This is a genomic window from Massilia agri (assembly GCF_024753255.1).
In the GTDB taxonomy this organism is placed as follows: Bacteria; Pseudomonadota; Gammaproteobacteria; order Burkholderiales; family Burkholderiaceae_D; genus Telluria; species Telluria agri.
This window is the reverse complement of record NZ_JANUHA010000007.1, coordinates 126844-149762: the sequence shown is the minus strand read 5'-3', so window position 1 is coordinate 149762 and position 22919 is coordinate 126844. Positions and strand designations below refer to the sequence as shown.

Annotated in this window: 23 protein-coding genes and 1 tRNA gene; 13 read left to right on the top strand and 11 right to left on the bottom strand. The window is 66.6% G+C overall.

Features of this window, described 5'->3' with window-relative positions:
• Positions 1-64: 64 nt before the first annotated feature.
• The 4 genes from NX780_RS12270 to NX780_RS12255 all read left to right on the top strand — a co-directional run bounded on the left by NX780_RS12270 (position 65) and on the right by NX780_RS12255 (position 7409).
• Positions 65-1372, top strand: coding sequence for a sugar MFS transporter (locus NX780_RS12270; protein ID WP_258828141.1), 1308 nt, complete (start codon positions 65-67; stop codon positions 1370-1372).
• The gene (locus NX780_RS12265) at positions 1372-2733 is read left to right on the top strand and encodes an MGH1-like glycoside hydrolase domain-containing protein (RefSeq protein WP_258828140.1); all 1362 of its coding nucleotides are present in this window, start codon (positions 1372-1374) and stop codon (positions 2731-2733) included. The genes NX780_RS12270 and NX780_RS12265 overlap by 1 nt, the downstream gene beginning before the upstream one ends.
• A complete protein-coding gene (locus NX780_RS12260) occupies positions 2720-5182 on the top strand; it encodes a glycoside hydrolase family 31 protein (RefSeq protein WP_258828139.1) in 2463 nt (820 codons plus the stop codon). The genes NX780_RS12265 and NX780_RS12260 overlap by 14 nt, the downstream gene beginning before the upstream one ends.
• 361 nt (positions 5183-5543) lie before the next feature.
• Entirely contained in the window at positions 5544-7409 is a 1866-nt protein-coding gene (locus NX780_RS12255; protein ID WP_258828138.1) for a sodium:solute symporter family transporter, read from the top strand.
• A gap of 91 nt (positions 7410-7500) precedes the next feature.
• Here the strand turns inward: NX780_RS12255 and NX780_RS12250 are convergent.
• Both NX780_RS12250 and ispB read right to left on the bottom strand, forming a co-directional pair.
• Positions 7501-7577: transfer RNA gene (locus tag NX780_RS12250), tRNA-Pro, on the bottom strand.
• A gap of 52 nt (positions 7578-7629) precedes the next feature.
• Positions 7630-8616, bottom strand: a complete 987-nt coding sequence (gene ispB, locus NX780_RS12245) for an octaprenyl diphosphate synthase (protein WP_258828137.1) — start codon at positions 8614-8616, stop codon at positions 7630-7632.
• Between the two features lie 291 nt (positions 8617-8907).
• Between ispB and rplU the strand changes: the two genes are divergently transcribed.
• From rplU to NX780_RS12205, 7 genes are all read left to right on the top strand, one after another.
• Entirely contained in the window at positions 8908-9219 is a 312-nt protein-coding gene (gene rplU / locus NX780_RS12240) for a 50S ribosomal protein L21 (RefSeq protein WP_027865917.1), read from the top strand.
• Between the two features lie 43 nt (positions 9220-9262).
• Complete coding sequence (rpmA, locus tag NX780_RS12235) at positions 9263-9535, top strand: 50S ribosomal protein L27 (protein ID WP_258828136.1); 273 nt, start codon at positions 9263-9265, stop codon at positions 9533-9535.
• 106 nt (positions 9536-9641) lie between these two features.
• Entirely contained in the window at positions 9642-10754 is a 1113-nt protein-coding gene (gene cgtA / locus NX780_RS12230; RefSeq protein ID WP_258828135.1) for an Obg family GTPase CgtA, read from the top strand.
• A gap of 43 nt (positions 10755-10797) precedes the next feature.
• On the top strand, positions 10798-11166 hold the full coding sequence (locus tag NX780_RS12225; RefSeq protein WP_258828134.1) for a hypothetical protein: 369 nt from the start codon (positions 10798-10800) through the stop codon (positions 11164-11166).
• Positions 11163-12293 carry a glutamate 5-kinase gene (proB, locus tag NX780_RS12220; protein ID WP_258828133.1) on the top strand — a complete coding sequence of 377 codons (1131 nt, stop codon included), beginning with the start codon at positions 11163-11165 and terminating at the stop codon, positions 12291-12293. Before NX780_RS12225 ends, proB begins: the two co-directional genes overlap by 4 nt.
• Before the next feature lie 150 nt (positions 12294-12443).
• A complete protein-coding gene (locus NX780_RS25225; RefSeq protein ID WP_307732803.1) occupies positions 12444-14015 on the top strand; it encodes a methyl-accepting chemotaxis protein in 1572 nt (523 codons plus the stop codon).
• Between the two features lie 153 nt (positions 14016-14168).
• Positions 14169-14531, top strand: a complete 363-nt coding sequence (locus tag NX780_RS12205) for a nuclear transport factor 2 family protein (protein WP_258828132.1) — start codon at positions 14169-14171, stop codon at positions 14529-14531.
• A gap of 3 nt (positions 14532-14534) precedes the next feature.
• On the opposite strand, the gene nth is transcribed toward NX780_RS12205, so the two are convergent.
• Entirely contained in the window at positions 14535-15224 is a 690-nt protein-coding gene (gene nth / locus NX780_RS12200; RefSeq protein ID WP_258828131.1) for an endonuclease III, read from the bottom strand.
• 1 nt (position 15225) lies between these two features.
• The gene (rsxB, locus tag NX780_RS12195; protein ID WP_258828130.1) at positions 15226-15909 is read right to left on the bottom strand and encodes an electron transport complex subunit RsxB; all 684 of its coding nucleotides are present in this window, start codon (positions 15907-15909) and stop codon (positions 15226-15228) included.
• Positions 15910-16053: 144 nt separating this feature from the next.
• On the opposite strand from rsxB, the gene NX780_RS12190 reads away from it, so the two are divergent.
• The gene (locus tag NX780_RS12190; RefSeq protein ID WP_258828129.1) at positions 16054-16386 is read left to right on the top strand and encodes an RcnB family protein; all 333 of its coding nucleotides are present in this window, start codon (positions 16054-16056) and stop codon (positions 16384-16386) included.
• Between the two features lie 58 nt (positions 16387-16444).
• Here the strand turns inward: NX780_RS12190 and NX780_RS12185 are convergent, their stop codons facing one another.
• From NX780_RS12185 to NX780_RS12165, 5 genes are all read right to left on the bottom strand, one after another.
• Positions 16445-17680: a polyhydroxyalkanoate depolymerase gene (locus tag NX780_RS12185; protein WP_258828128.1), complete on the bottom strand. Its 1236-nt coding sequence runs from the start codon at positions 17678-17680 to the stop codon at positions 16445-16447.
• Positions 17681-17980: 300 nt separating this feature from the next.
• Positions 17981-19078: an NAD(P)/FAD-dependent oxidoreductase gene (locus NX780_RS12180; protein WP_258828127.1), complete on the bottom strand. Its 1098-nt coding sequence runs from the start codon at positions 19076-19078 to the stop codon at positions 17981-17983.
• 109 nt (positions 19079-19187) lie between these two features.
• Complete coding sequence (fdxA, locus tag NX780_RS12175; RefSeq protein WP_258828126.1) at positions 19188-19511, bottom strand: ferredoxin FdxA; 324 nt, start codon at positions 19509-19511, stop codon at positions 19188-19190.
• 183 nt (positions 19512-19694) lie between these two features.
• The gene (locus NX780_RS12170) at positions 19695-19970 is read right to left on the bottom strand and encodes a protealysin inhibitor emfourin (protein ID WP_258828125.1); all 276 of its coding nucleotides are present in this window, start codon (positions 19968-19970) and stop codon (positions 19695-19697) included.
• Positions 19967-21508 (bottom strand): gluzincin family metallopeptidase, encoded by a 1542-nt coding sequence (locus tag NX780_RS12165; RefSeq protein WP_258828124.1) that lies wholly within the window; start codon positions 21506-21508, stop codon positions 19967-19969. The genes NX780_RS12170 and NX780_RS12165 overlap by 4 nt, the downstream gene beginning before the upstream one ends.
• Before the next feature lie 179 nt (positions 21509-21687).
• Between NX780_RS12165 and NX780_RS12160 the strand changes: the two genes are divergently transcribed.
• Entirely contained in the window at positions 21688-21969 is a 282-nt protein-coding gene (locus NX780_RS12160) for a polyhydroxyalkanoic acid system family protein (RefSeq protein WP_258828123.1), read from the top strand.
• Between the two features lie 186 nt (positions 21970-22155).
• Here NX780_RS12160 and NX780_RS12155 read toward each other — a convergent pair whose 3' ends face one another.
• Both NX780_RS12155 and NX780_RS12150 read right to left on the bottom strand, forming a co-directional pair.
• A complete protein-coding gene (locus NX780_RS12155) occupies positions 22156-22410 on the bottom strand; it encodes an acyl-CoA-binding protein (protein ID WP_227800198.1) in 255 nt (84 codons plus the stop codon).
• 138 nt (positions 22411-22548) lie between these two features.
• On the bottom strand, positions 22549-22905 hold the full coding sequence (locus NX780_RS12150; protein WP_258828122.1) for an FKBP-type peptidyl-prolyl cis-trans isomerase: 357 nt from the start codon (positions 22903-22905) through the stop codon (positions 22549-22551).
• Positions 22906-22919 lie beyond the last annotated feature (14 nt).

Genomic DNA, 22919 nt, shown 5'->3' with positions numbered 1-22919 from the left:
CATCGCCCCGGCCCGCGCCGGGGCGATGTGCATGCTGTACGTATAAATATTCAGGAGACTTCACATGGCAAACATTCCGCAGCCGACGACGACGACGCTGCCGCACCCGACCACGCAGGCCGGCACCACGGGCCCGCTCGTCATCATCACCATCCTGTTCTTCATGTGGGGTCTGCTGACGGCGCTGAACGACGTCCTGATTCCGCACCTGAAGGAGCTCTACACCCTGAGCTACGTGCAGGCGATGATGGTGCAGTTCTGCTTCTTCGGTGCCTACTTCATCGTGTCGCTGCCGGCCGGCGCGCTCATCAAGCGCATCGGCTACCAGAACGGCGCCGTCGCCGGCCTGGTGGTCGCGGCCATCGGCTGCGGACTGTTCTACCCGGCCGCCAACAGCGGCTATGCGCTGTTCCTGTTCGGCTTCTTCGTGCTGGCCGCCGGCATCACGATCCTGCAGGTGGCGGCCAATCCTTTCGTGACGGTGCTGGGCGACGCCAGGAATGCCTCCAGCCGCCTCACGCTCACCCAGGCCTTCAACTCGCTGGGCACGACCGTGGCGCCGGCCCTGGGCGGCATCCTGATCCTGTCGGGCAGCGTGATGGGCGTGGAAGAGCTGGCCAAGCTGCCGGCAGTCGAGCAGGCCGCCTACCGCGCGGCCCAGGCGGCCAGCGTGCAGGGCCCTTACCTGGTGCTGGCCGGCGCGCTGCTGGTGCTGGCCGTGCTGTTCGCCCTCGTGCGCCTGCCGAAGATCGTGCACGCGGACGATCCGGTGCAGAACGCGGGTGAGGAGGCCAAGGGCTCGGTGCTGGCGCATCGCCATCTGCTGCTGGGCACCATCGGCATCTTCGTCTACGTCGGCGCCGAGGTCAGCATCGGCAGCTTCCTGATCAACTTCTTCGCCGAGCCGACCATCGCCGGCCTGTCGCACGCGGACGCGGCCCACTACGTCAGCTTCTACTGGGGCGGCGCCATGATCGGCCGCTTCATCGGCTTCGCCGCCATGCGCTACGTCAGCCCGGGCAAGGCGCTGGCCTTCAATTCGGCGGCCTCGATCGCGCTGATCCTGTTCGCCGTCTTCGGCCAGGGCCAGGCGGCCATGTGGGCGATCATCGCCGTCGGCCTGTTCAACTCGATCATGTTCCCGACCATCTTCAGCATGGCCCTGTTCAAGCTCGGCAAGTTCACCGGCCAGGCCTCGGGCATCCTGTGCATGGCCATCGTCGGCGGCGCCATCGTGCCCTTCGTGCAGGGCTTCTTCGCGGACGGCATCAGCGTGCAGACGTCCTTCCTGGTGCCGGCAGCCTGCTATGCCTTCATCCTGTACTTCGGCCTGAAGTACGCGAACCTGTACGGCAAGGGCGCACAGCTCTGATGCGAGGAGGGCGGCCCCTGCAAGCGGGCCTGCCGCCCGACGCCTCGCGCGACCCGTGCGGACGGCGGCGCCTGCTGCTGGCGCTGGCGGGCGCCGGCCTGGCCGGCTGCTCGCTTGCGCCGACGTCGCCGCCTGCCGCGCTGGTCGACGCCATGTACCGCGCGGCGCTGGCCAGCGCCCGCCGCCATGTCCGTCCCGCCGGCGACTCGGTGTTCGGCAAGCCCTTCGTCGATGCGGCCTTCAGCAGCAATATCTTCCTCTGGGATACCTGCTTCATCGCCTGCTACGCGAAATACCATCCCGAGCTGCTGCCGATCGCCAATGCGCTCGACAACTTCCATGCGCTGCAGGAAGCCGACGGCTACATCTGCCGCGAGTACGACGCCAACGGCAGGCCGGTGTGGCCCAAGGCCCACCCCGTCTCGATCAATCCACCCTTGCTCGCCTTCGCCGAACTCGAATTGTTCGGGCAGAGCGGCGACCTGGCGCGCCTGCGTCGCGTGTATCCGGCCCTGAAGCGCCACTTCGACTACCTTGCCGCCTATCTGGTGCGCGAGGACGGGCTGTGCTTCAACGATGCGCTCGGCTCGGGCATGGACAATATCCCGCGCCATCCGGAAGGGTGGCAGGACGACGGGCAGGGCATCGTGCTGGCGCCGCGCGACGCCCTGCCTTTCGATTATCGCGGCCTGGACCCCGCCTGGAACGTGCAGGGGCGGGCGGTCGACACCTCGGCCCAGATGGCCCTGTGTGCGGAGAACCTTGCCCGCATCGCCCGGTTGATCGGGCGTACCGGCGATGTCCCCGGCCTGCGGCATTTTCACGCCGCGATGAAGAAGGCGATCAATGCGCACTGCTGGCACGAGGAAGACGGCTTCTATTACGACCTGGGCTACGGCAGGCAGATCCGGCGCAAGCACGTCGGCATGTTCTGGACGATGGCGGCCGGCGTGGTCCCACCTGAACGCGTGGCGCCGCTGCTGCGCGCACTGGTCGATCCGGCCAGCTTCTGGCGCACGGTGCCGGTCGCGAGTTATCCCGCCGACCAGCCGGGCTTCGCGCCCGAGGGCGCCTACTGGCTGGGCGGGGTGTGGGCGCCGACCAACTACATGGTGATCCGCGGCCTGCAACGTTATGGCCGGCACGCGCTGGCCGCCAGGCTGGCGCGCCGCTACTACGACTGCGTGGCGGAGGTCTATCAACGCACCGGCACCTTCTGGGAGAACCTGGCCCCGGACGCGGTGCAGGCCGGGCAGCCCGCCAAACCCGATTTCTGCGGCTGGTCCGCGATCGCGCCCATCACCCTGGCGCGCGAATTCATTGCTCCCGAAAGAAAGGTCATCTTCGATGCGATCCAGTAGAACCGTCCACGCCGCGGCCTGCTTGCTGCTGGCCCTTGCCGCCATTCCCGCCGCGGCCGCACTGCGTACCGCGGGCGCCGTCGTGCACAGCCGTCCGTCCCCCGACGGCGTGGAGCTGCGCCTGTCCAGCGGCGCACTGGTGCGCATCGGCTTCGTCACCCCGGACGTGGTGCGCGTGCGGATGAGCCCCACCGGCAGCTTCGCTCCCGACGTCTCGTATGCCATCGAGGGGACGCCGCCCGCCTCGCGGGCGACGCTGAGCGGCAAGGGCGAGGTAACCGAGCTGCGCTCCAGCAGCGGCAACCGGGTGACGATCCGCCGATCGCCCGAACTCGCGGTCTCGGTCTACGATAGCGCCGGCCGGCTGGTCGTCGGTGCGGACCCGGCGCGTCCCATGGCCTTCAACCCGGTCGACGGCTCGGTCGAAACCTCGATGCGCCGCGACGACTACGAGCTGTATTACGGCTTCGGCGAGAAGACCTTCCCGATGTCGCGCCACCAGCAGGCCATGGTGATGTGGAACGCCGACGTGCCGGACTACCCGGCGGGCCACGACCCCTCCTACCAGGCGATTCCCTTCTTCATCGCCCTGCACGAAGGCCGCAGCTATGGCCTGTTCTTCAACAATACCTGGCGCAGCTGGTTCGACATGGGCAAGCTCGACCCGCACCGCTACAGCTTCGGGGCCAAGGGCGGGGAACTGGACTACTACGTGTTCACGGGGGGCGCCGAACGCACGCCCGCTGGCGTGCTGCGCGACTACACGGCCCTGACCGGACGCGGCGCGCTGCCGCCATTGTGGTCGCTGGGCTACCACCAGTCGCGCTGGTCTTACATGAACCAGGAGAAGGTGCTGGACGTCGCGCGGCAGTTCCGCCAGCGCCGCATCCCGGCCGACGTGCTCTACCTCGACATCGACCACATGGACGGCTTCCGCGTCTTCACCTGGAATGCCAAGACCTTCCCCGCGCCGAAGACCATGCTGGACAGCCTGCACCAGCAGGGCTTCCGCGCCGTGACCATCGTCGACCCGGGCATCAAGCTGGACCCGGACTTCCCGATCTACCAGAGCGGCCGGGCAGGGGGCCATTTCGTGCGCAGGCCGGATGGCAGCGAGCTGCATGAGAAAGTCTGGCCCGGCATCTGCGCCTTCCCGGACTTCACGTCAAAAGCGGCGCGTGACTGGTTCGGCAGCCTGTATCGATCGGCCCTCGACCTGGGCGTGGACGGCTTCTGGAACGACATGAACGAACCGGGCGTCTTCCCGCCGGACGACTTCAAGGGGCCCGAGATTCCCCTCGGCCCGCACCGCACCTTCCCGCTCGACGTGCGCCACGACGGCGACGGCCGGCCGGGCAGCCATGCGCAGTACCACAACGTCTACGGCATGCAGATGGCGCGCGCCAGCTTCGAGGGCTTGAAGAAGCTGCGTCCCGAGAAACGCCCGATGGTGCTCACCCGCGCCGGTTTCGCCGGCGTGCAGCGCTATGCGGCGGTCTGGACCGGGGACAATTCGCCGACCTGGGGCAGCCTCGCACTCACCATCCCGATGCTGGCCAACCTGTCGGTGTCGGGCGTGCCTTTCGTCGGCGCCGACGTCGGCGGCTTCATGGGCAGCCCGAGCGCCGAACTGCACGCGCGCTGGATGCAGGCGGCCGCGCTGACGCCATACTTCCGCACGCACTCGAACGACGTCTCGGCGCCGCGCGAACCCTGGGCTTTCGGGCCGGAGTACGAACGCATCAACCGCGCCGCCATCGAGCTGCGCTACCAGCTGCTGCCTTACCTGTACACGCTGTTCGAGGAAAACGAGCGCACGGGCAGGCCGCCCATGCGGCCGCTGTGGTTCGAGTACCCGGCGGATGCGCGCGCCGGCCTGGTGGAGGACCAGTTCCTTCTGGGCGCCGACCTGCTGGTGGCGCCGGTCATCAAGGAAGGGCAGCGCAGCCGCGAGGTCTATTTTCCGCAAGGTGAGACCTGGATCGACTGGTGGAGCGGACGGCGCCACAAGGGCGGCACGACGGCGAAGATCGCGGCGCCGCTCGAGCGCCTGCCGCTGTTCGTCCGCGCCGGCGCCATCGTGCCGGTGGCGGACGTCGCGCAGCACACCGGCGAGATGAAGGACCAGCCCCTGACGCTGCTGGTCGCCACGGGCGCCGATGGTGGCGGACGCGTTTTCCAGGATGCGGGCGATGGCTATGGCTACCGGCAGGGAATGTCGCGCACGATCACGGCGCGCCAGCAGGGGCGGGATGTGCGGCTGGACATCCCGCGCAAGGCCGGTTACCAGCGGGTCGATGCCGTCGCCTTCATCGGACTCCCGGCGCGGCCCGCGGATGTGCGCATCGACGGCGAGACCGTGCGACAGGCCGGCTTCGATGCGGCCACAGGCCGGCTCCGGATCCGGCTCCCCGGCGAGAACGTGCAGCAGGTGACGCTCGCTCCGTGAGCGGTCGATCGCGTTTCGCAGCACTTCCGGCGGGGCGGTCCCGGCGGCTGCGGGTTGCCCATCGGCTATGATGGCGTTACAATGTTTTGACATTTGATCACCATCCCCGCGAGGCCGGCGGACAGTTCCACTGTCCTTGCGCCGCCTCGTATCGCCGCGGCCGGCCTCGTCGCCGTACCGTTCCCGTCCTGTCATCGGCGGCCGCTCCGCGGGTCGCCGGCGTGGCCCGTCCACTTGCAAGAATGCGCCTGCAGGGCGCGCCGCGCATTTCAAGGAGACCGACCTTGCATCCATGTTCGACCATCGTTCATTCGCATCCATCGCACCATGACGCAGGTACGGCGCCTGCGCAGGCCGCGTGATGGGCGCGCCGCTGGCGCTGCAAGCAATCGACTGGGTCGTCATCGGCCTGTACCTCGCGCTGGCGCTGGGCGTCGGCCTGTGGGCCAGCAAACTGGCGAGCAGCGGCGTGCGCAGCTACTTCCTGGCCGACCGGTCGCTGCCGTGGTGGTGGGCCGGCGCCTCGATCGCCGCCACGACCTTCGCCGCCGACACGCCGCTCGCCGTGGCCGGCATCATCGCTACCAAGGGCATCAGCGGCAACTGGATCTGGCTGGCCTGGATGGGCGTGCATGCCGCGGTGGTCGTGCTGTTCGCCGAGAAGTGGAGCCGCAGCGGCGTCATGACCGACGCCGAACTGATCGCCAAACGCTATTCCGGCCGCCCCGCCTCGGTGCTGCGCACGGCGCGCGCCGGCCTGTATGGCGTGGTGTACAACGCCATCATCCTGGGCTGGGTGCTGCGCGCCATGGTCAAGATCGCTTCGCCGTTCTTCCACTGGGATACCTGGTTTCCCGACATGATGCGCACCTTCGCCCTGTATTGGCCGGCAAACTCGCCGATGGGCACGGCCTCGGAAGGCTTGACCATCGTCCTGCTGCTGGCGCTGGTGGTCGTGTATTCCGGCCTGAGCGGGATCCGCGGCGTCATCATCACCGACCTGGTGCAACTGGGCTTCGCCCTCGTGGGCAGCGTCTGCTTCGCCTGGCTGGCATGGTCCGCCGTGGGCGGACGCGCCGGCCTGGCCGAGGGCCTGAGCCGCCTGTATGGCGCGGACCACCGCTATCTCGACCTGTTCCCGGACTTGCCGGGAGCGGGCGCGCTCGCCTTTGCCCTGTTCGGCCTGTACATGCTGGTGCAGTCGTATGCCAACGTGCCGGCCGACGGCGGCGGCTACCTGATGCAGCGCCTGAACGCCACCCGCTCGCCGGGCGACGCGCGCAAGGCGTCGCTGCTCTTCCTCATCCTGCAATATTCGGTGCGCGTCTGGCCGTGGCTGGTGGTCGGCCTGGCCGCCCTGGTGCTGATACCGATCGGCGCCGAGGGCGCGGCCCTGGGCGGCGCCGGGGCCGTCGTCGCCGGCGACCGCGAACAGGCATATCCGGTGTTGATGGGCGTGCTCCTGCATCCGGGCCTGCTCGGCCTGCTGGTGGCCAGCCTGCTGGCGGCCTTCATGAGCACCGTTGACACCCACATGAACTGGGGCGCGTCCTACATCGTCAACGACGTGTACCTGCGCCTGTCGCCGAAGGCGCCGGTGCGCCGCCAGCTCGCCGTCGCGCGCGTGGCGGTGCTGGCCTTCGCGGTGGGCGCGGTGCTGGTCAGCTTCCAGATCGAGACCATCGAGCAGGCGTGGAAGTGGGTCGCCGCCCTTGGCGCCGCTCTCGGCGCGCCGACGGCCCTGCGCTGGGTGTGGTGGCGCGTGAACGCGGCCGGCGAGCTGGCTGCCATGGTGGCAGGCCTGGCCACGGCGCTGGCGCTGGGCTGGCTGTCCCTACCGTACGAAACGGAACTGCTCCTGATCGCCGGCGCCAGCCTAGTCGGCCTGGCCGCCGGCATGCTGTGGGGCCCGCCGACCGACAGGGCCACGATCGAGGCCTTCGTCGCCGGCGTCGCGCCGATTGGCTTCTGGCCCGGCAAGCCGGTGCGCGAGGGCGCGCGCGCGATCGCCGTCACGGCCCTGCGCTGGGCCGGGGTGGTCGGCGGATCCGTGGCGCTGCTGGCCGGGGTGCACCGCATGCTGCTGCTGGGAGAGCTTGCGATCGGACTGGCGTGGCTCGCTGCCGGCGTGGTAGCGCTGGCCCTGGGCAGCCGGGTTTCCAGGGCTGATGGGCAGGGTCGACCGGCGGACGCCACGCGGGAGCGTGCGCAGCACGAAATCTTCTAGCAATGGAGGGCGCCGCTTGCCGGCGCCATATCCCGAGGACAAAATGAAAAAAGCCAGATCGGTTTGCACCGTATCTGGCTTTTCGAATTCGTGGTCGGGGTGAGAGGATTCGAACCTCCGGCCTCTACGTCCCGAACGTAGCGCTCTACCGGGCTAAGCTACACCCCGACGGTTTGAGACTTCGTTTCCGAAATCTCGGGAAGGCATTACTATAATTTGCTCAGTGGTTCCTGTCAACAGCGAAACTGCAGAGCTGCAGCAGGCTCGACTTGTAAATGCTGTCCGGCAGGCCGCTGATGGCCTCGGCCGCGCGGCGTGCCGCGGCTTCCGCCTGGGTGCGCGTGTAGTCCAGGGCGCCGCTGGAGGTGACGGCCGCCAGCACCGCGTCGAACTGTTCTTCGTCGCCGTGCTCGATGCAGCTGCGCACCAGCTGGCGCTGTTCCGGCGTGCCGTTTTCCATCAGCCAGATCAGGGGCAGGGTGGGCTTGCCTTCGCGCAGGTCGTCGCCCAGGTTCTTGCCGATCTCGGCGGCGTCGCCGGCGTAGTCCAGCACATCATCAATTAACTGGAACGCCGTGCCCAGCGAGCGGCCGTATTCGCCGGCCGCCTCGATCTGGGCATCGCTCGCGCCGCCGACCAGGGCGCCCAGTTCGGCGGCCGCCTCGAACAGCTTGGCGGTCTTCGAGCGGATCACCTTCAGGTAGCTCTCGTGGGTCACGTCCGGATCGTGCATGTTCAGCAGCTGCAGCACTTCGCCTTCCGCGATCACGTTGGTGGCGTCGGACAGGATGCGCATCACGCGCATATTGTCGAGGCTGACCATCATCTGGAACGAGCGCGAGTACAGGAAGTCGCCGACCAGCACCGAAGCCGCGTTGCCGAACAGGGCGTTCGCCGTCTGGCGCCCGCGGCGCATCGAGGATTCGTCGACGACGTCGTCGTGCAGCAGGGTCGCGGTGTGGATGAACTCGACCACCGCCGCCAGCTCGTGGTGGGCGCTGCCCTTGTAACCGTAGGCATTGGCCAGCAGCAGCACCAGCACCGGCCGGATCCGCTTGCCGCCCGCGCTGATGATGTACTCGGCGATCTGGTTCACCAGGCTCACTTCCGAGTGCAGCCGCTGTCGGATCACCGTGTTCACGGACTCCATGTCGGCGGCGATCGATTGGGCGATGGTGTTCTGGGCGGTTTGGGTAGCGGCTGACAAGGCGAACCTGCGGTAACAGTAAGTAAATATGGTGGATTTTGATCAATCGCGGGGATTATACGTCATGCAAGGGGAGGCCGTCCCACGCCTGGCTGAGAGAGCGCTACAGCGAAGGGTCGCCGGACGTGCCGTTGGCTTTGCGCTACGCCTGTTCAGGCCCCAGCCGGGGAAACGTCAAGCCCTTTTGACCGCGTGCCACGAGTTATGTATAATCCCCTGTTCCCCGGCATCCGAACAGTCCAGCGTCTCGACGCCGGCGGGATTCTTTTAACATTTGATGAGGTTTCAATCATGTACGCGGTCATAAAAACCGGTGGCAAGCAATACAAAGTTGTCGCTGGCGAAAAACTCAAAGTAGAACAGATACCTGCTGACATTGGTTCCGAACTCACCATCGATCAAGTTCTCGCGCTCGGCGCGGGCGACAGCATCAAGTTTGGTGCTCCGCTGGTCGAAGGTGCCTCGGTCCTGGTGAAAGTTGTTTCCCACGGTCGCCACGACAAGGTCCGCATCTTCAAGATGCGCCGTCGTAAGCACTACCAGAAGCGTCAGGGCCATCGCCAGAACTTCACCGAAATCCAGGTGGTGTCGATCAACGGCTAATCCCCGTCAGATCCACCAAGTTCATTCATCAAGGAGCAAATAAATGGCACACAAAAAAGGTGGCGGTACTACCCGCAACGGCCGTGACTCAGAAAGCAAACGCCTTGGCGTGAAAGTCTACGGCGGCCAGGCGATCAACGCCGGCGGCATCATCATCCGTCAACGCGGCACCCCGGTGCGCGCTGGCGTCAACGTCGGCACCGGCAAGGATCACACCCTGTTCGCGCTGGTCGACGGTACTGTCAAGTTCGTCAAGCAAGGCATCGGTTCGAAGCAGTACGTGACCGTCGTTGCTAACGAAGCAGTCGCTGCTTAATAAAGCACTCGCGCCGCATTCCACGGCGCTTCTTTGCAAGGCGTAAGCCTTCCATCGAAAGGCTCTGCCCACGGTAGGGCCTTTTTAGTTTTTATCGGTCACCATCATGAAGTTTATCGACGAAGCAAGAATTGAAGTCATCGCCGGCGACGGCGGCAACGGGTGCGCCTCGTTCCGCCGCGAGAAGTTCCGCCCATTCGGCGGCCCGGACGGCGGCGACGGAGGCAAGGGCGGCTCGATCTTCGTGGTGGCCGACCGTAACATCAACACCCTGGTGGACTTCCGCTATTCGAAGACCCACCACGCGCGCAACGGCGAACCGGGCCGCGGCTCGGACTGCTACGGCAAGGGCGCGGAAGATGTCTACCTGCGCATGCCGGTCGGCACCCTGATCGTGGACGACGTCAACGGCGAGATCATCGCCGACCTGATGGAGCATGGCCAGACCGAACTGCTGGCCAAGGGCGGCGAGGGCGGCTGGGGCAATATCCACTTCAAGACCTCGACCAACCGCGCGCCGCGCCAGAAGACCGAAGGCAAGGCCGGCGAGCGCCGCACCCTGCGCCTCGAGCTCAAGGTGCTGGCCGACGTGGGCCTGCTGGGCATGCCGAACGCCGGCAAGTCGACCTTCATTACCGCCGTGTCGAACGCCAAGCCGAAGATCGCCGACTACCCGTTCACGACCCTGCATCCGAACCTGGGCGTGGTGCGCGTCTCGCACGAGAAGAGCTTCGTCATCGCCGACATCCCGGGCCTGATCGAGGGCGCGGCCGAAGGCGCGGGCCTGGGCCACCAGTTCCTGCGCCACCTGGCGCGCACGGGCCTGCTGCTGCACATCGTCGACCTGTCGGGCTTCGACGAGAAGGTCGATCCGGTCAAGGAAGCCAAGGCGCTGGTCAAGGAACTCGAGAAGTACGACGAAGACCTGCTGAACAAGCCGCGCTGGCTGGTGCTGAACAAGCTCGACGTGCTCGACGAAGCCGAGCGCAAGAAGCGCGTCAAGGACTTCGTCAAGCGCATGGCCTGGAAAGGCCCCGTGTTCGAGATCTCGGCCCTGAACCGCGAAGGCTGCCAGGACCTGGTCAATGCGATCTACCTGCACCTGGAAGAGAAGCGCACCAGCGAGCAGCGTGCCGAAGAGACCTCGATGACCGAGGAAGCGCGCGGCATCAACTCGATCGACCCGGACGATCCCCGCTTCAAGATCCTCGAAGACTAAGTTGGCCGCAGTCCTGCCCCATCGCGGCCGGCTGCGCAGCCGGTTGTTGCACCTCGTCGCCACCGCCAGTTCCCTGGCGGCGCTGGCGGCATTGCTCGATCCCGACCGCATCGCGTCGGCGATGGGCCTGTTTCTCGTGGGCGTGAATGGCTACAGCCAGTTCTACGCCATCTACGTGGGTGTCCGCCTCGCCACCGCGATGCTGGCCTACCTGGCAGCCAGGCAGGGCGACCAGCCCATCCTCGGCGACCTCACCGCCTTGTTCCTCCTGGCCCAGCCGGCCGGGCGCCTCGTCGCCGCATTCGCGATCGGGCTGCCGAAGGGGGTATTATTAGCTGTCTGCGCGGTCGAGCTGTTGGCAGGACTTTCCCTGCTGGCCTTACGGCCGCGAGGAAAATTCCTGTCGCCATGACTCAAGTCCTCCATTCCGTCCTTCAGCAAGCCTCCAGAATCATCGTCAAGGTCGGTTCCTCCCTCGTCACGGACGAGGGCAGGGGCCTGGACCACACCGCCATCGCCCGCTGGGCTTCACAGATCGCCGCCCTGCGCGGCCTCGGCAAGGAAGTCGTGCTGGTCTCCTCCGGCGCCATCGCCGAAGGCATGCTGCGCCTCGGCTTCACCGCCCGCCCGACCGACATCCACGAACTGCAGGCCTGCGCGGCCGTCGGCCAGATGGGCCTGGCCCAGATCTACGAAACGAGCTTCCGCGGCCATGGCATCGGCACCGCCCAGGTGCTGCTGACCCACGCCGACCTGGCCGACCGCGAGCGCTACCTGAACGCGCGCTCGACCCTCACGACCCTGCTGCGCCTGGGCGTGGTCCCGATCATCAACGAGAACGACACCGTCGTCACCGACGAGATCAAGTTCGGCGACAACGACACGCTCGGCGCCCTGGTCGCCAACCTGATCGAAGCCGACGCCCTGGTGATCCTCACCGACCAGCGCGGCCTGTTTTCCGCCGATCCGCGCAAGGATCCGCAGGCCAAACTCATCGGGGAAGCCCAGGCCGGCGACCCCCAGCTCGAAGCGATGGCCGGCGGCGCCGGCTCCAGCCTGGGACGCGGCGGCATGCTGACCAAGGTGCTGGCCGCCAGGCGCGCCGCGCGCTCGGGCGCCCACACCATCATCGCCTGGGGCCGCGAAGAGAATGTCCTCACCCGCCTGGCGGGCGGCGAAGCGATCGGCACCCAGCTGACCGCGCCGACCGGCCGCCTGACGGCGCGCCGCCAGTGGATGATCGACCACCTGCACACCACGGGCGAAGTGGTGATCGATGCCGGCGCCGCGCAGAAGCTCACGCGCGAAGGCAAGTCGCTGCTGCCGATCGGCGTGATCGGCGTGCGCGGCGAATTCGGGCGCGGGCAGGTGATCACCTGCATCAACGAAGCCGGCACGCCGCTGGCGCGCGGGCTCACCAACTACACCAGCAGCGAAGTGCGGCGCATCATGCGCCACTCCTCGGCCGAGATCGAGGGCATCCTCGGCTATGTCGAGGGGCCGGAGCTGGTACATCGGGATAACCTGGTCCTGCTGTAATGCCCCATTGTGTCCGTGTGCTGTTGCTACACGGACACATAACTATGGTCAGTCTGGAAAGACCAGTCTGTCCATTTTTGCCGTATGGACACAAAATCCGTAGACTGGTCATGCATGGCGCGTGGGCGCCTTCCTCGTTCCGCATGAACCATGAAACTCAGCCGCAAACTTCCGATCGGCTTTGCCGCCGCCACCCTGGTCGTCGCCTGTGCCGGCTTCTTCGGCATGGGCCGCATGAACCAGGCGCTCGATACCTATAACGGGGCCGTGACCCAGTCCGGCCACGCCCAGCGCGTCGAAGGCCTGCTCTCGCACTTCCGCCTGCAGACCCAGGAATGGAAGAACACCCTCCTGCGCGGCAAGGACGAGGCGCAGCGCGGCAAATACTGGGGCGCCTTCCAGAAGAGTGAAGCCGAAGTCGCCAGGGAAGCGAAAGCGCTGGTCGCAGTCCTGCCGGCCGGCGAGGTGCGTGATCTGCTGAACCGCTTCGAGGGCGAGCACGCGAAGATGGGCGAGGGGTATCGCCGCGGCTACGCCGACTTCACGTCGTCCGGCTTCGATGCCGCCGCGGGCGACACCGCTGTCAAGGGCATGGACCGTGCGCCCGCCGAGCTGTTGCACCAGGCCCAGCAGGCGATGTCGAAACAGGCCGTCGCGACGGTTGCGGCGGCCGAAGCGGTGGGCAGGCAGGCCACCATCCTCAGCTACAGCCTGATGCTGCTGGGCGCCGTCGCAGCCGTCGTCGCCGGCGTGCTGGTGTCGCGTTCGATCACCCGTCCTCTCGAGGACGCCGTCGAGGTGGCCCAGAACGTCGCCTCGGGCGACCTGCGCACCACGATCGACGTGCGCAGCCAGGACGAAACCGGCCAGCTGTTGCAGGCCCTGAAGGACATGACGGGCAGCCTGCAGACCATCGTGGCCCAGGTGCGCAACGGCGCCGAAACCATCGCCGTCGCCTCCGACGAAATCGCGCAGGGCAATGCCGATCTGTCGGCCCGTACCGAGCAGCAGGCCGGTGCCATCGAGGAAACCGCCTCGTCGATGGAAGAGATGACCACGACCGTGCAGCGCAACGCCGAGAACGCCCAGCATGCCAGCATGCTGGCGATTTCGGCCTGCGACGTCGCGAGCAAGGGCGGCCAGATGGTCGAGCAGGTAGTCGGCACCATGGCCTCGATCAGCGAATCCTCGAAGAAGATCGTCGACATCATCAGCGTCATCGACGGCATCGCCTTCCAGACCAATATCCTCGCGCTGAACGCGGCGGTCGAAGCGGCGCGCGCCGGCGAGCAGGGCCGCGGCTTCGCGGTGGTTGCCGGCGAAGTGCGCAACCTGGCCCAGCGTTCGGCCACGGCAGCGAAGGAAATCAAGGAACTGATCAACGACTCGGTCGCGCGCGTCGATGCCGGCAACCTGCTGGTGGGCCAGGCCGGCGCCACCATGGGCGAGATCGTCAGCAGCGTGCGCAGCGTCATGGACATCATCGCCGAGATCAGCACCGCCAGCGCGGAGCAGGGCGCGGGCATCGCGCAGATCAATATGGCGGTCGGCGAGATGGACACGACCACCCAGCAGAACGCGGCGCTGGTCGAAGAGGCGGCGGCCGCGGCGCAATCGCTGCGCGACCAGACCGTGGCGCTGAACGACGTGGTTTCCGTGTTCAAGCTCGAGGATGCACGCAAGCCGCTCGGCATGCATTCGCCGAAGCGCCTGGCCGCGTAGGGTGTTCGGCTTCGCCGAACGCGCGTTCAACTCACGGATGCCCAGTGGCGAAGCCTCGCGGAGTTGAACGCGCGGTCGGCAGAGCCGACCACCCTAAGGTAAGATGAAAAACGCGCCATCCCTGGCGCGTTTTTTCATCTACCCACGGAGCTTATGAACACCACGTCCCCTCTCGCCGTCGTCCAGGCCCAGCTCGACGCCTACAACGCCAAGAACCTCGACGCCCTGATGGCGACCTACGCGCCCGATGCGCAGCAGTTCGCGCTGCACGGCGCCCTGCTGGCGCAAGGCCTCGAGGCGATCCGCCCGCGCTACCAGGAGCGTTTCGCCGAACCGGACCTGCACGCGCGCCTGATCAGCCGCTCCGTCATCGGCAACTTCGTCACCGACGTCGAGGTCGTGACCCGCAACTTCCCGGAAGGGCGCGGCACGGTGGAGATGCTGTGCGTGTACGAGGTGGTCGACGGGCGCATCGCGCGCGCCTCGTTCGCCACCGGCGAAAAGCGGATGGGCTGAGGCCTACAGCCGGCCGGCGGCTTCGAGCGCTTCGACTGCCGGGTCGAGCGTGCCGGGCGGCGCCGGGGTCTTGTCCTTGAACTCGCACAGGTCGGCGATCAGGCAGTTCCAGCACTTGGGCTTGCGCGCCACGCAGGTATAGCGGCCGTGCAGGATCAGCCAGTGGTGGGCGTCGATCAGGAATTCCTTGGGCACGAACTTCAGGAGCTTCTGCTCGACGATGTCGACGTTCTTGCCCGGCGCGATCTTCGTGCGGTTCGAGACGCGGAAGATATGGGTGTCGACCGCCATGGTCGGCTCCCCGAAAGCGGTATTGAGCACCACGTTGGCGGTCTTGCGGCCCACGCCCGGCAGGGCTTCCAGCGCCTCGCGCGAACGCGGCACTTCGCCGCCGTGCTGCTCCACCAGGATGCGGCAGGTCGCCATGACGTTTGCCGCCTTGGTGTTGTAGAGGCCAATGGTCGAGATATACGACTTGAGTTCCTCGAGCCCCAGGTCGAGGATGGCCTGCGGCGTGTTGGCCACCGGGTAGAGCTTGCGCGTGGCCTTGTTGACGCCCACGTCGGTCGACTGCGCCGACAGCAGCACCGCGATCAGGAGTTCGAAGGGCGTGGTGAATTCGAGTTCGGTGGTCGGCTTCGGGTTGGCCGCGCGGAAGCGCGTGAAGATCTCAAGGCGTTTGGCTGGGTTCATCTTATTCTTTGTCGGGCGGTGGATTGCCGGCGGCCTTCAGGCGCGCGCGCTCCATGGCGGCGGCGATGATGGCGCGCTTGCGCTCCTTCTCCGCCAGCTCCTCCGGCGTGTTGCTCACTTCCGCCGTCACCGCGCGCATCTTCTCCAGCGCCTTGGCGGCCAGGCGCGCATCGTTTTCTTCCTTCTCGCGGCGCAGGCGCTCGGTGCGGAAGTCGTGGCGGCTGCGCGCCGCATCGGCGGCTTCCTGCGACCAGGCGGCCCAGCCGGTGCGATCGCCCGTGACCGGCACCATCGAGATGCAGTCGACCGGGCAGGGCGCGACGCACAGGTCGCAACCCGTGCACAGGCTCGGCAGGATGGTGTGCATCTGCTTGGCGGCGCCCGTGATCGCGTCCACCGGACAGGCCTGGATGCACAGGGTGCAGCCGATGCACAGCGACTCGTCGATGAAGGCGACCGCGCGCGGGCGCTCGATGCCGTTGGCCGGGTTGATCGGGATGACCGGCCGGCCCGTCACCGAGGACAGCCGGCGCACGCCCTCGATGCCGCCCGGCGGGCACTGGTTGATCTCCGCTTCGTCGCGCGCGATCGCCTCCGCATACGGGCGGCATGCGGGGTAGCCGCACTTGGTGCATTGCGTCTGCGGCAGCTGGTCTTCGATCAGGTCGGCGAGCGTTTTGGTCACGGTAGTCAGGCATTAGCGCGTGTCGTGCGCGAAAGCCGACATTATCCGCCAAAACCGCGGCCTCTGCGACCTGCGTGCTGGAGCGAACAGACCGGGCCGTGTGCGCGTGGTGTACTGGAGCCAATCGACAAACAGGGAGCCGACATGAACAAGATCATCGTTCCAGCCCTGGTCGCCATGGCGCTGGCCTGTGGAGCCGCGGCCCAGGCGCACCAGCGCAACGTGGAGGAAGCACGCCAGCAGCAGGCCAGGACCGTCAAGGCGGGGCCCTACCGCAGCGTGGAAGCGAGCGGACAGCTCAAGCGCGGCGAGCAGCTGCCGCCGCGCTACCGCACCCATCACTACGTGGTGGAGAACTGGAAGGCGCATCGCCTGACGCAGCCGCCGGCGGGGCACCAGTGGGTGCAGGCGGGGAGCGATTATGCGCTGGTGTCGATCGCGACCGGGGTCGTCACGGAGGTACTGGTAGGGAAGTGAACTGGCGGAAGCGCCAAACGAAGAACGCCGGAGACAAGCTCCGGCGTTTTCTTATCGATCAGGCATTCGCCTTGATGAACTCCGTGATCTTCGGACAGATGATCTCGCGCCAGCGGCGGCCCGAGAAGATGCCGTAGTGGCCGCACTTCGGCGCCACGAATTCCAGGTGTTTTTCCTTCGGGATGCCGCTGCACAGGTCGTGCGCCGCGCGGGTCTGGCCCAGGCCCGAGATGTCGTCCAGCTCGCCCTCGACGGTGAACAGGGCGACCGAGGTGATGTCCTGCGGACGCACCAGCTGGCCGCCGACTTCCCAGGTGCCCTTCGGCAGGGCGTGTTCCTGGAACACGGTCTTGATGGTGTCGAGGTAGTACTCGGCCGGCATGTCGAGCACGGCGTTGTACTCGTCGTAGAACTGGCGGTGCGCCTCGGCCGAATCGTCGTCGCCCTGCACCAGGTGCTGGTAGAACTCGCGGTGGCTCTGGGCGTGGCGGCCCGGGTTCATGGCGATGAAGCCGGCGTGCTGCAGGAAGCCCGGATACACCTTGCGGCCATAACCGGGATAGTTGCCCGGCACCGAATAGATCACGGTGTTCTCGAACCACGAGAAAGGCTTCTCGATCGCCAGGTCGTTGACCGCGGTCGGCGACTTGCGCGGGTCGATCGGGCCGCCCATCATGGTCATGGTCTTGGGCAGCTTCGGGTCCTTGTTGGTCGCCATCAGCGAGATCGCGGCCAGCACCGGCACGGTCGGCTGGCACACCGAGATCACGTGCACGTCCGGGCCCAGGTGGCGGATGAAGTCCCGCACGTAGTAGATGTAGTCGTGCAGGTGGAAGGGACCCTCGGACAGCGGCACCATGCGGGCATCGATCCAGTCGGTGATGTAGACGTCGTGCTCGACCAGCAGGGCGCGCACGGTGTCGCGCAACAGGGTCGCATGGTGACCGGACAGCGGCGCCACCACCAGCACCGAGGGCTGCTTCAGGGCGGCGAAGGCCTTGTCGCTCAGGTCCTTCTTGAAGTGGATGAGCTTGCAGAACGGTTTTTCGACGACGGTGCGCTCGATGATGCCGACGTCGGCATCCTTGATCTTCACGGTCTTGATGCCGAAGGCAGGCTTTTCGTAGTCCTTGCCAAGGCGGTACATGAGTTCGTAGCCGGCGGCGATACGCTGCGAGAACGGCGTGTGCGCGAACGGGGAAACCGGGTTGGAAAAGAGTTTCGAGGACGCATCGGCCCACTGCATGAGCGGGGTCAGGAAGGAGCGTTGCATCTCGTGCAGTTGATAAAGCATAAATAATTCCTTCTTTTTGGAGCGCGTCGTCTACACGCATGTCGCAATCGTTTGCGCAATGGATTCATCAATTATAGGGGATAGTCATTTACTTGTGGAAACAGTCGTTTTCACACCCCGGAACCCATGGCTCACTTGTAGCATATTTGTGCAAGCGGCTTCGGTGAGGCGTCCCACATAAACCGAAAGCGCGGTGCGTTAGCCGGACTTCGTCGCTTCGCACTTACTGAACAAGGCTCACAGGCAACAAAAAAGCCGCCCGGCTTGCGCGGGGCGGCTTTTTCAGGAAGCGCTTCGGGATCAGTCGAAGACCGGGGTCTCGACGCCGAGGATCTTGTGCAGTTTCGGCGAGGTCGTCGTGTACTGCATGTGGATCTTCTTGTCCGGGAAGATGTAGGGCGCGGCGCCGAAGGCGGCCAGCGCGGCTTCGTGGAAGCCCGACAGGATCAGCTTCTTCTTGCCCGGGTAGGTGTTGATGTCACCCACCGCGAAGATGCCCGGGACATTGGTCTCGAACTTCTCGGTGTCCATGACTTTCAGCTGCTTGCGCTCGATGTCCAGGCCCCATTCGGCGATCGGGCCGAGCTTCGGCGACAGGCCGAAGAAGACCAGCAGCATGTCCAGCGGCACGCGGCGGGTGACGCCGTCGGCGCCGGTGACCTTCACTTCCGACAGCTTGCCGTCCGCTTCATCGAAGCCGGTGACCTGGCCGATGATCAGCTGCATCTCGTACTCGTCGCACAGGGCTTTCATCTTGGCGACCGAAGCCGGGGCGGCGCGGAAGTCCTCGCGGCGGTGCAGCAGCACGACCGACTCGGCCTTGCCGACGAAGTTCAGGGCCCAGTCGAGGGCGGAGTCGCCGCCGCCGCAGATGACCAGGTTCTTGCCTTCGAACAGTGCCGGGTCTTTCACACGGTAGAACAGCTGGCTGTTCTCGAACTTCTCGATGCCGTCGACCTTCATCGTGCGGGCCTGGAAGGAACCCACGCCGGCGGCGATGAAGATGGTTTTCGTGATGAAACGGGTGCCGATCGAGGTCTCGACGTTGAAGCGGCCGTCTTCGCGGCGCTGCACCGTGGTGACTTCCTGGCCCAGGTGGAAGGTCGGCTCGAAGGGCTCGATCTGCTTGAGCAGGTTGTCGGTCAGTTCCTGGCCGGTGCACACCGGCACGGCCGGGATGTCGTAGATCGGCTTGTCAGGGTAGAGTTCCACGCACTGGCCGCCGACGGCCGGCAGCGAGTCGATGACGTGGGCCTTGATCTCGAGCAGGCCGAGTTCGAAGACCTGGAACAGGCCGACCGGACCGGCGCCGATGATGACGGCGTCGGCGTCGATCGCGCCGGCGAAGGAGCTGTTGGGAGCGATGCTGCCCGCTTCGTGGGAGGCACTGATAGTCATGCGCTTGTCTTTCTTTGGAATGGGGTATGAGTGGGACGGTGGCAGCCAGTGTGCCACGATTGAAGAACTGCCGCAGACGCCGGCCCGGCGGGCCGGACGTCCGCCGGCTTCAGCGGGCCAGCTGGTCCAGCTTGTCCTTGACGTCTTTCCACTCTTCGGCGTCTGGCAGCGCCGGCTTGGTCTTGGTGATCGACGGCCAGAAGCGCGCGAGGTCCGCGTTGATCTTGATGAATTGCTGCTGGTCCGACGGCACGTCTTCTTCCGCGTAGATCGCGTTCACCGGGCACTCGGCCACGCAGACGGCGCAGTCGATGCACTCGTCAGGGTCGATGGCGAGGAAATTCGGGCCTTCCCGGAAACAATCTACCGGGCATACATCGACGCAGTCGGTGTAACGACAACGGATGCACGATTCGGTGACAACGTGGGTCATAACAGTCCTATTAGTGTTTATTGGGTCGCAGCGCCGGGCGCTGACTGGGCCGACGGGACATGGCAAAGCACTGTATTTTAGGGCAATTCGGCGTTTCCTTCAAATTGACCTTCATACACAATATATATAAGCAAATGCATTGCGCGGCGCGCGGCTGGCACCGCGCGGACCGTTGAACCCCCCTCAGGCGCTGGCGCGCAGGCGGTCGAGCAGGGTCTGCCAGTCGCCGCCGCTGCCGTCCTCGCGCATGAAGACCGTGTGGCAGCGCTGCCCGTCCTCGACCGTGATCTCCCAGCGCGGCAGGTCGGCGCCGACCGGGCAGGCGGGCGCTGCCGAGAAGAAGTCGAGCCGCCCGAGGAGGCCTTCGAGCTCGCCGCCGTCCGGGTGGGCGGCGGTGTCGAGGTCGTAGGCTTGGGCGAGTCCGGCGAAGCCGCCGCAGGCGCGTGCGCTGATCTTCATGGCTGTTCCGGGGCGAGCGCCACCGGCGGCGCCACGCACTCGGCCAGGCGGCCGTTCGCGCCGCACCAGAGCGCCAGCGCGCGCGCCTCGGCGTCCAGTGCCCGGTCCATCCGGTAGTACTCGGGCAGGTTCATGGTGCCGCAGCAGGCGCGCCGGTCCTGGCGGGCGCCCGCCTTGTCGCAGACCTTCGGCGCCAGTTTGTCGACGCCCGGGACCGCCGTCGCAGCCGAGGCCTGGCCCGGCGCCTCGACCACGTCGCGGCGCGCGAACTGGTTGTGGATGAAGCCGGCGTAGGCGGCCGGCTTGCCGTCCTCGACCACCAGGCGCAGCATCTCGTTGACCACGTCGGCATAGCTGGCGGCGCTGTCGGGGGCGGCGATCAGGGCGCGCAGCAGCAGGCCGCGCAGGTAGGCCGCCACCCGGTGCAGCACGGCGGCGCAGTCGTCCAGCACGGGATTGCGCTCGTAGGCGAACATATCGGCCAGCACGTCGTACACGGCGCCGGTGAAGACCTGGGAGATCGCGTGCACCTGGGTGCCGGCCTGGCTGAGCGTCAGGTCGTTGTCGGCGTTGCGCAGGCCCACCGTCGAGCCCAGCGCCAGGCCGAACTGCTCGGCCACGTCGGACAAAAAACTCTTGTCGTGCAGCTGGGCCCGGGTCTGGGCGATCACGGCCTCGCACAGGTCGAGCTGCGACAGGGCCAGGAAGATCGCGGTCAGGTCGCCGAAGGCTTCGTGCAGGCCGCCGGTCTGGGGCGGGGCGTCGGCCAGCAGCCATTGGGGCTTGAGGCCGTCCAGCACCGCATGGGCGGTCTCGTGGGCCACGATGTCGAAGGAGCGGCAGGTGTAGACCCGCTCCGGTTCGGTTGCGCCGGCTCCGGCCGGCTCCAGGCTGGGCACGAAGTCGCCGAACTTCAGGCAGCCCTGGGTACGGCTGTAGAAGGCGTTCATCACGTTCGGCAGGCCGTGCGGGAAGAGCATCAGGGGGCGGGTGTCCATGCTGGTGTTCCACTGCCAGGGCAGGGGCATGTCCAGGCCCGCGGCCAGCAGGGCGCGCTGGTACATGGTCAGGGTCTGGCGCACCACGGCGAAGGTATGAACAGCGTCGAACTGTGGAGTGTCGGGTCGGGTCACGAAGTCGCCGAAGGCGTTCGGCTCGACCGGGTCGATGCCGGGTGCGCCCGGCGCGATGCGGGCGTCGCGCGGGCCGGCCAGCACCGGGCCGGGCAGCCAGGCGCGCCGGGTGCCGATCTCGCCGACCGTCGGATCCTGTTTCCACATCAGCACGCGCGCGCCGAAGGCCTGGGGCAGGGCGGGGGGCTCGGCTGCGGCGTCGTCCCCGCCGGTGCCGGCCTCGGAGTTTGCCGCGGTGCTTGATGCCGGCTGCGGCCCGGTGTCGGGAAGCAGGGGTTGCTCGAGCAGCCGGGCGGCGCGGTGCTGCTGCATATAGGGCGCGCTGGGCGTGGGAATGGGGCGGGCCGGCGGCTGGTCACGATCGGGCGTGGCCAGTGCGTCGGGCAGGAGGGGACCTGGTTCCATGACGGCTCCTTGCGAAATGTCGGGCGGCATGACCATGGTCGCGCGCCGGGCGGCGTGGACATTGACGAAAGTCAATTGATCTATATTGAAGAGCGGGCAACACCGTTGGACTGGCTTAGTCCGCTTCCAGGTGGCATCATTGCGGATTGTCTTGCAACAGATTGAAGGAAACAGACTCCATGTCGGAAATCAGCATCGTCCAGGAACATAACCTGAGCCCGGAACAGGCGCGCGACGCGGCCCAGCAGGTGGCCCAGCGCATCGCCACGGAATATGGCCTGGCATGCAAATGGGATGGCGACGTCCTGCGCTTCGAGCGCAGCGGGGTGGAGGGTGCCCTGACCCTGGAAGACCAGCGCGCCGCGATGCGCATCCGGCTGGGCTTCTTCATGGGTGCGTTCGCCCCGGCCATCGAGGCCAAGGTGGCGGAGAAGATGCGGAAAGTCTTCGTTCCGGCGTAGGGTGGCGCGGCTCCACCGGATTGTGTGAGCAGCCAGCGATGTCAATGCCGCCCACGCGTTCAACCAGCTTCGGAATTGCCGTATCGCTGTTCGAAGGGGAGTCGACCGCGTGGGCGGGAGACCCGCCCACCCTACGAAAAACAACGGCCACCCGCAGGTGGCCGTCCATGAGGGGAGCTACAAGGCTCAGCCCTTCAGTTCCTCGATCAGGTCGATGTACTGCTGCATCGCGTCTTCCTGGGAGGTGCCCTTCAGGGCGGCCCAGGCGTCGAACTTGGCGCGGTTGACGAAGTCGGTCATGCCGGGGCGCTCGCCGGTGGCGTCGCCGCTCGAGCCCTGCTTGTACAGCGCGTAAATCTTCAGCAAGGTCATGTTGTCCGGGCGTTCCGGCAGATTCTTGGATTCGGCCTGGGCCTGGGCGAACTGTTCTTGCAAGCTCATGAGTACTCCTGTGGTTGGTTGCGTTGGCAATATATTATGCGCAGGCATCTTAGCGCAGGAGGAGAGCGTACGCCGGGAATCCGGGCGCACTTTAGAGGGGATGCTCAAGCGGCGCCGCTCGGCGCCGCCAGGGGAGTCTTAGACGGCCAGCAGTTCCACGTCGAAGATCAGGGTAGCGTTCGGCGGGATCACGCCGCCGGCCCCGCGCGCGCCGTAGCCGAGGCTTGCCGGGATGGTCAGGCGGCGCTGGCCGCCGACCTTCATGCCCTGCACGCCTTCATCCCAGCCGCGGATCACGTGGCCGGCGCCCAGCGCGAACTGGAAGGGGTCGTTGCGGTCCTTGCTCGAATCGAACTTGGCGCCCTGGCTGCCGTCATCGTTGCGCAGCCAGCCGGTGTAGTGGACGGTGACGTGCTGGCCGGCTTTCGCCTCGGCGCCGCTACCGGTGACGGTGTCTTCGTATTGCAGGCCGGAATCAGTGGTAATGGTGGACATGGTATTCCCTGTTG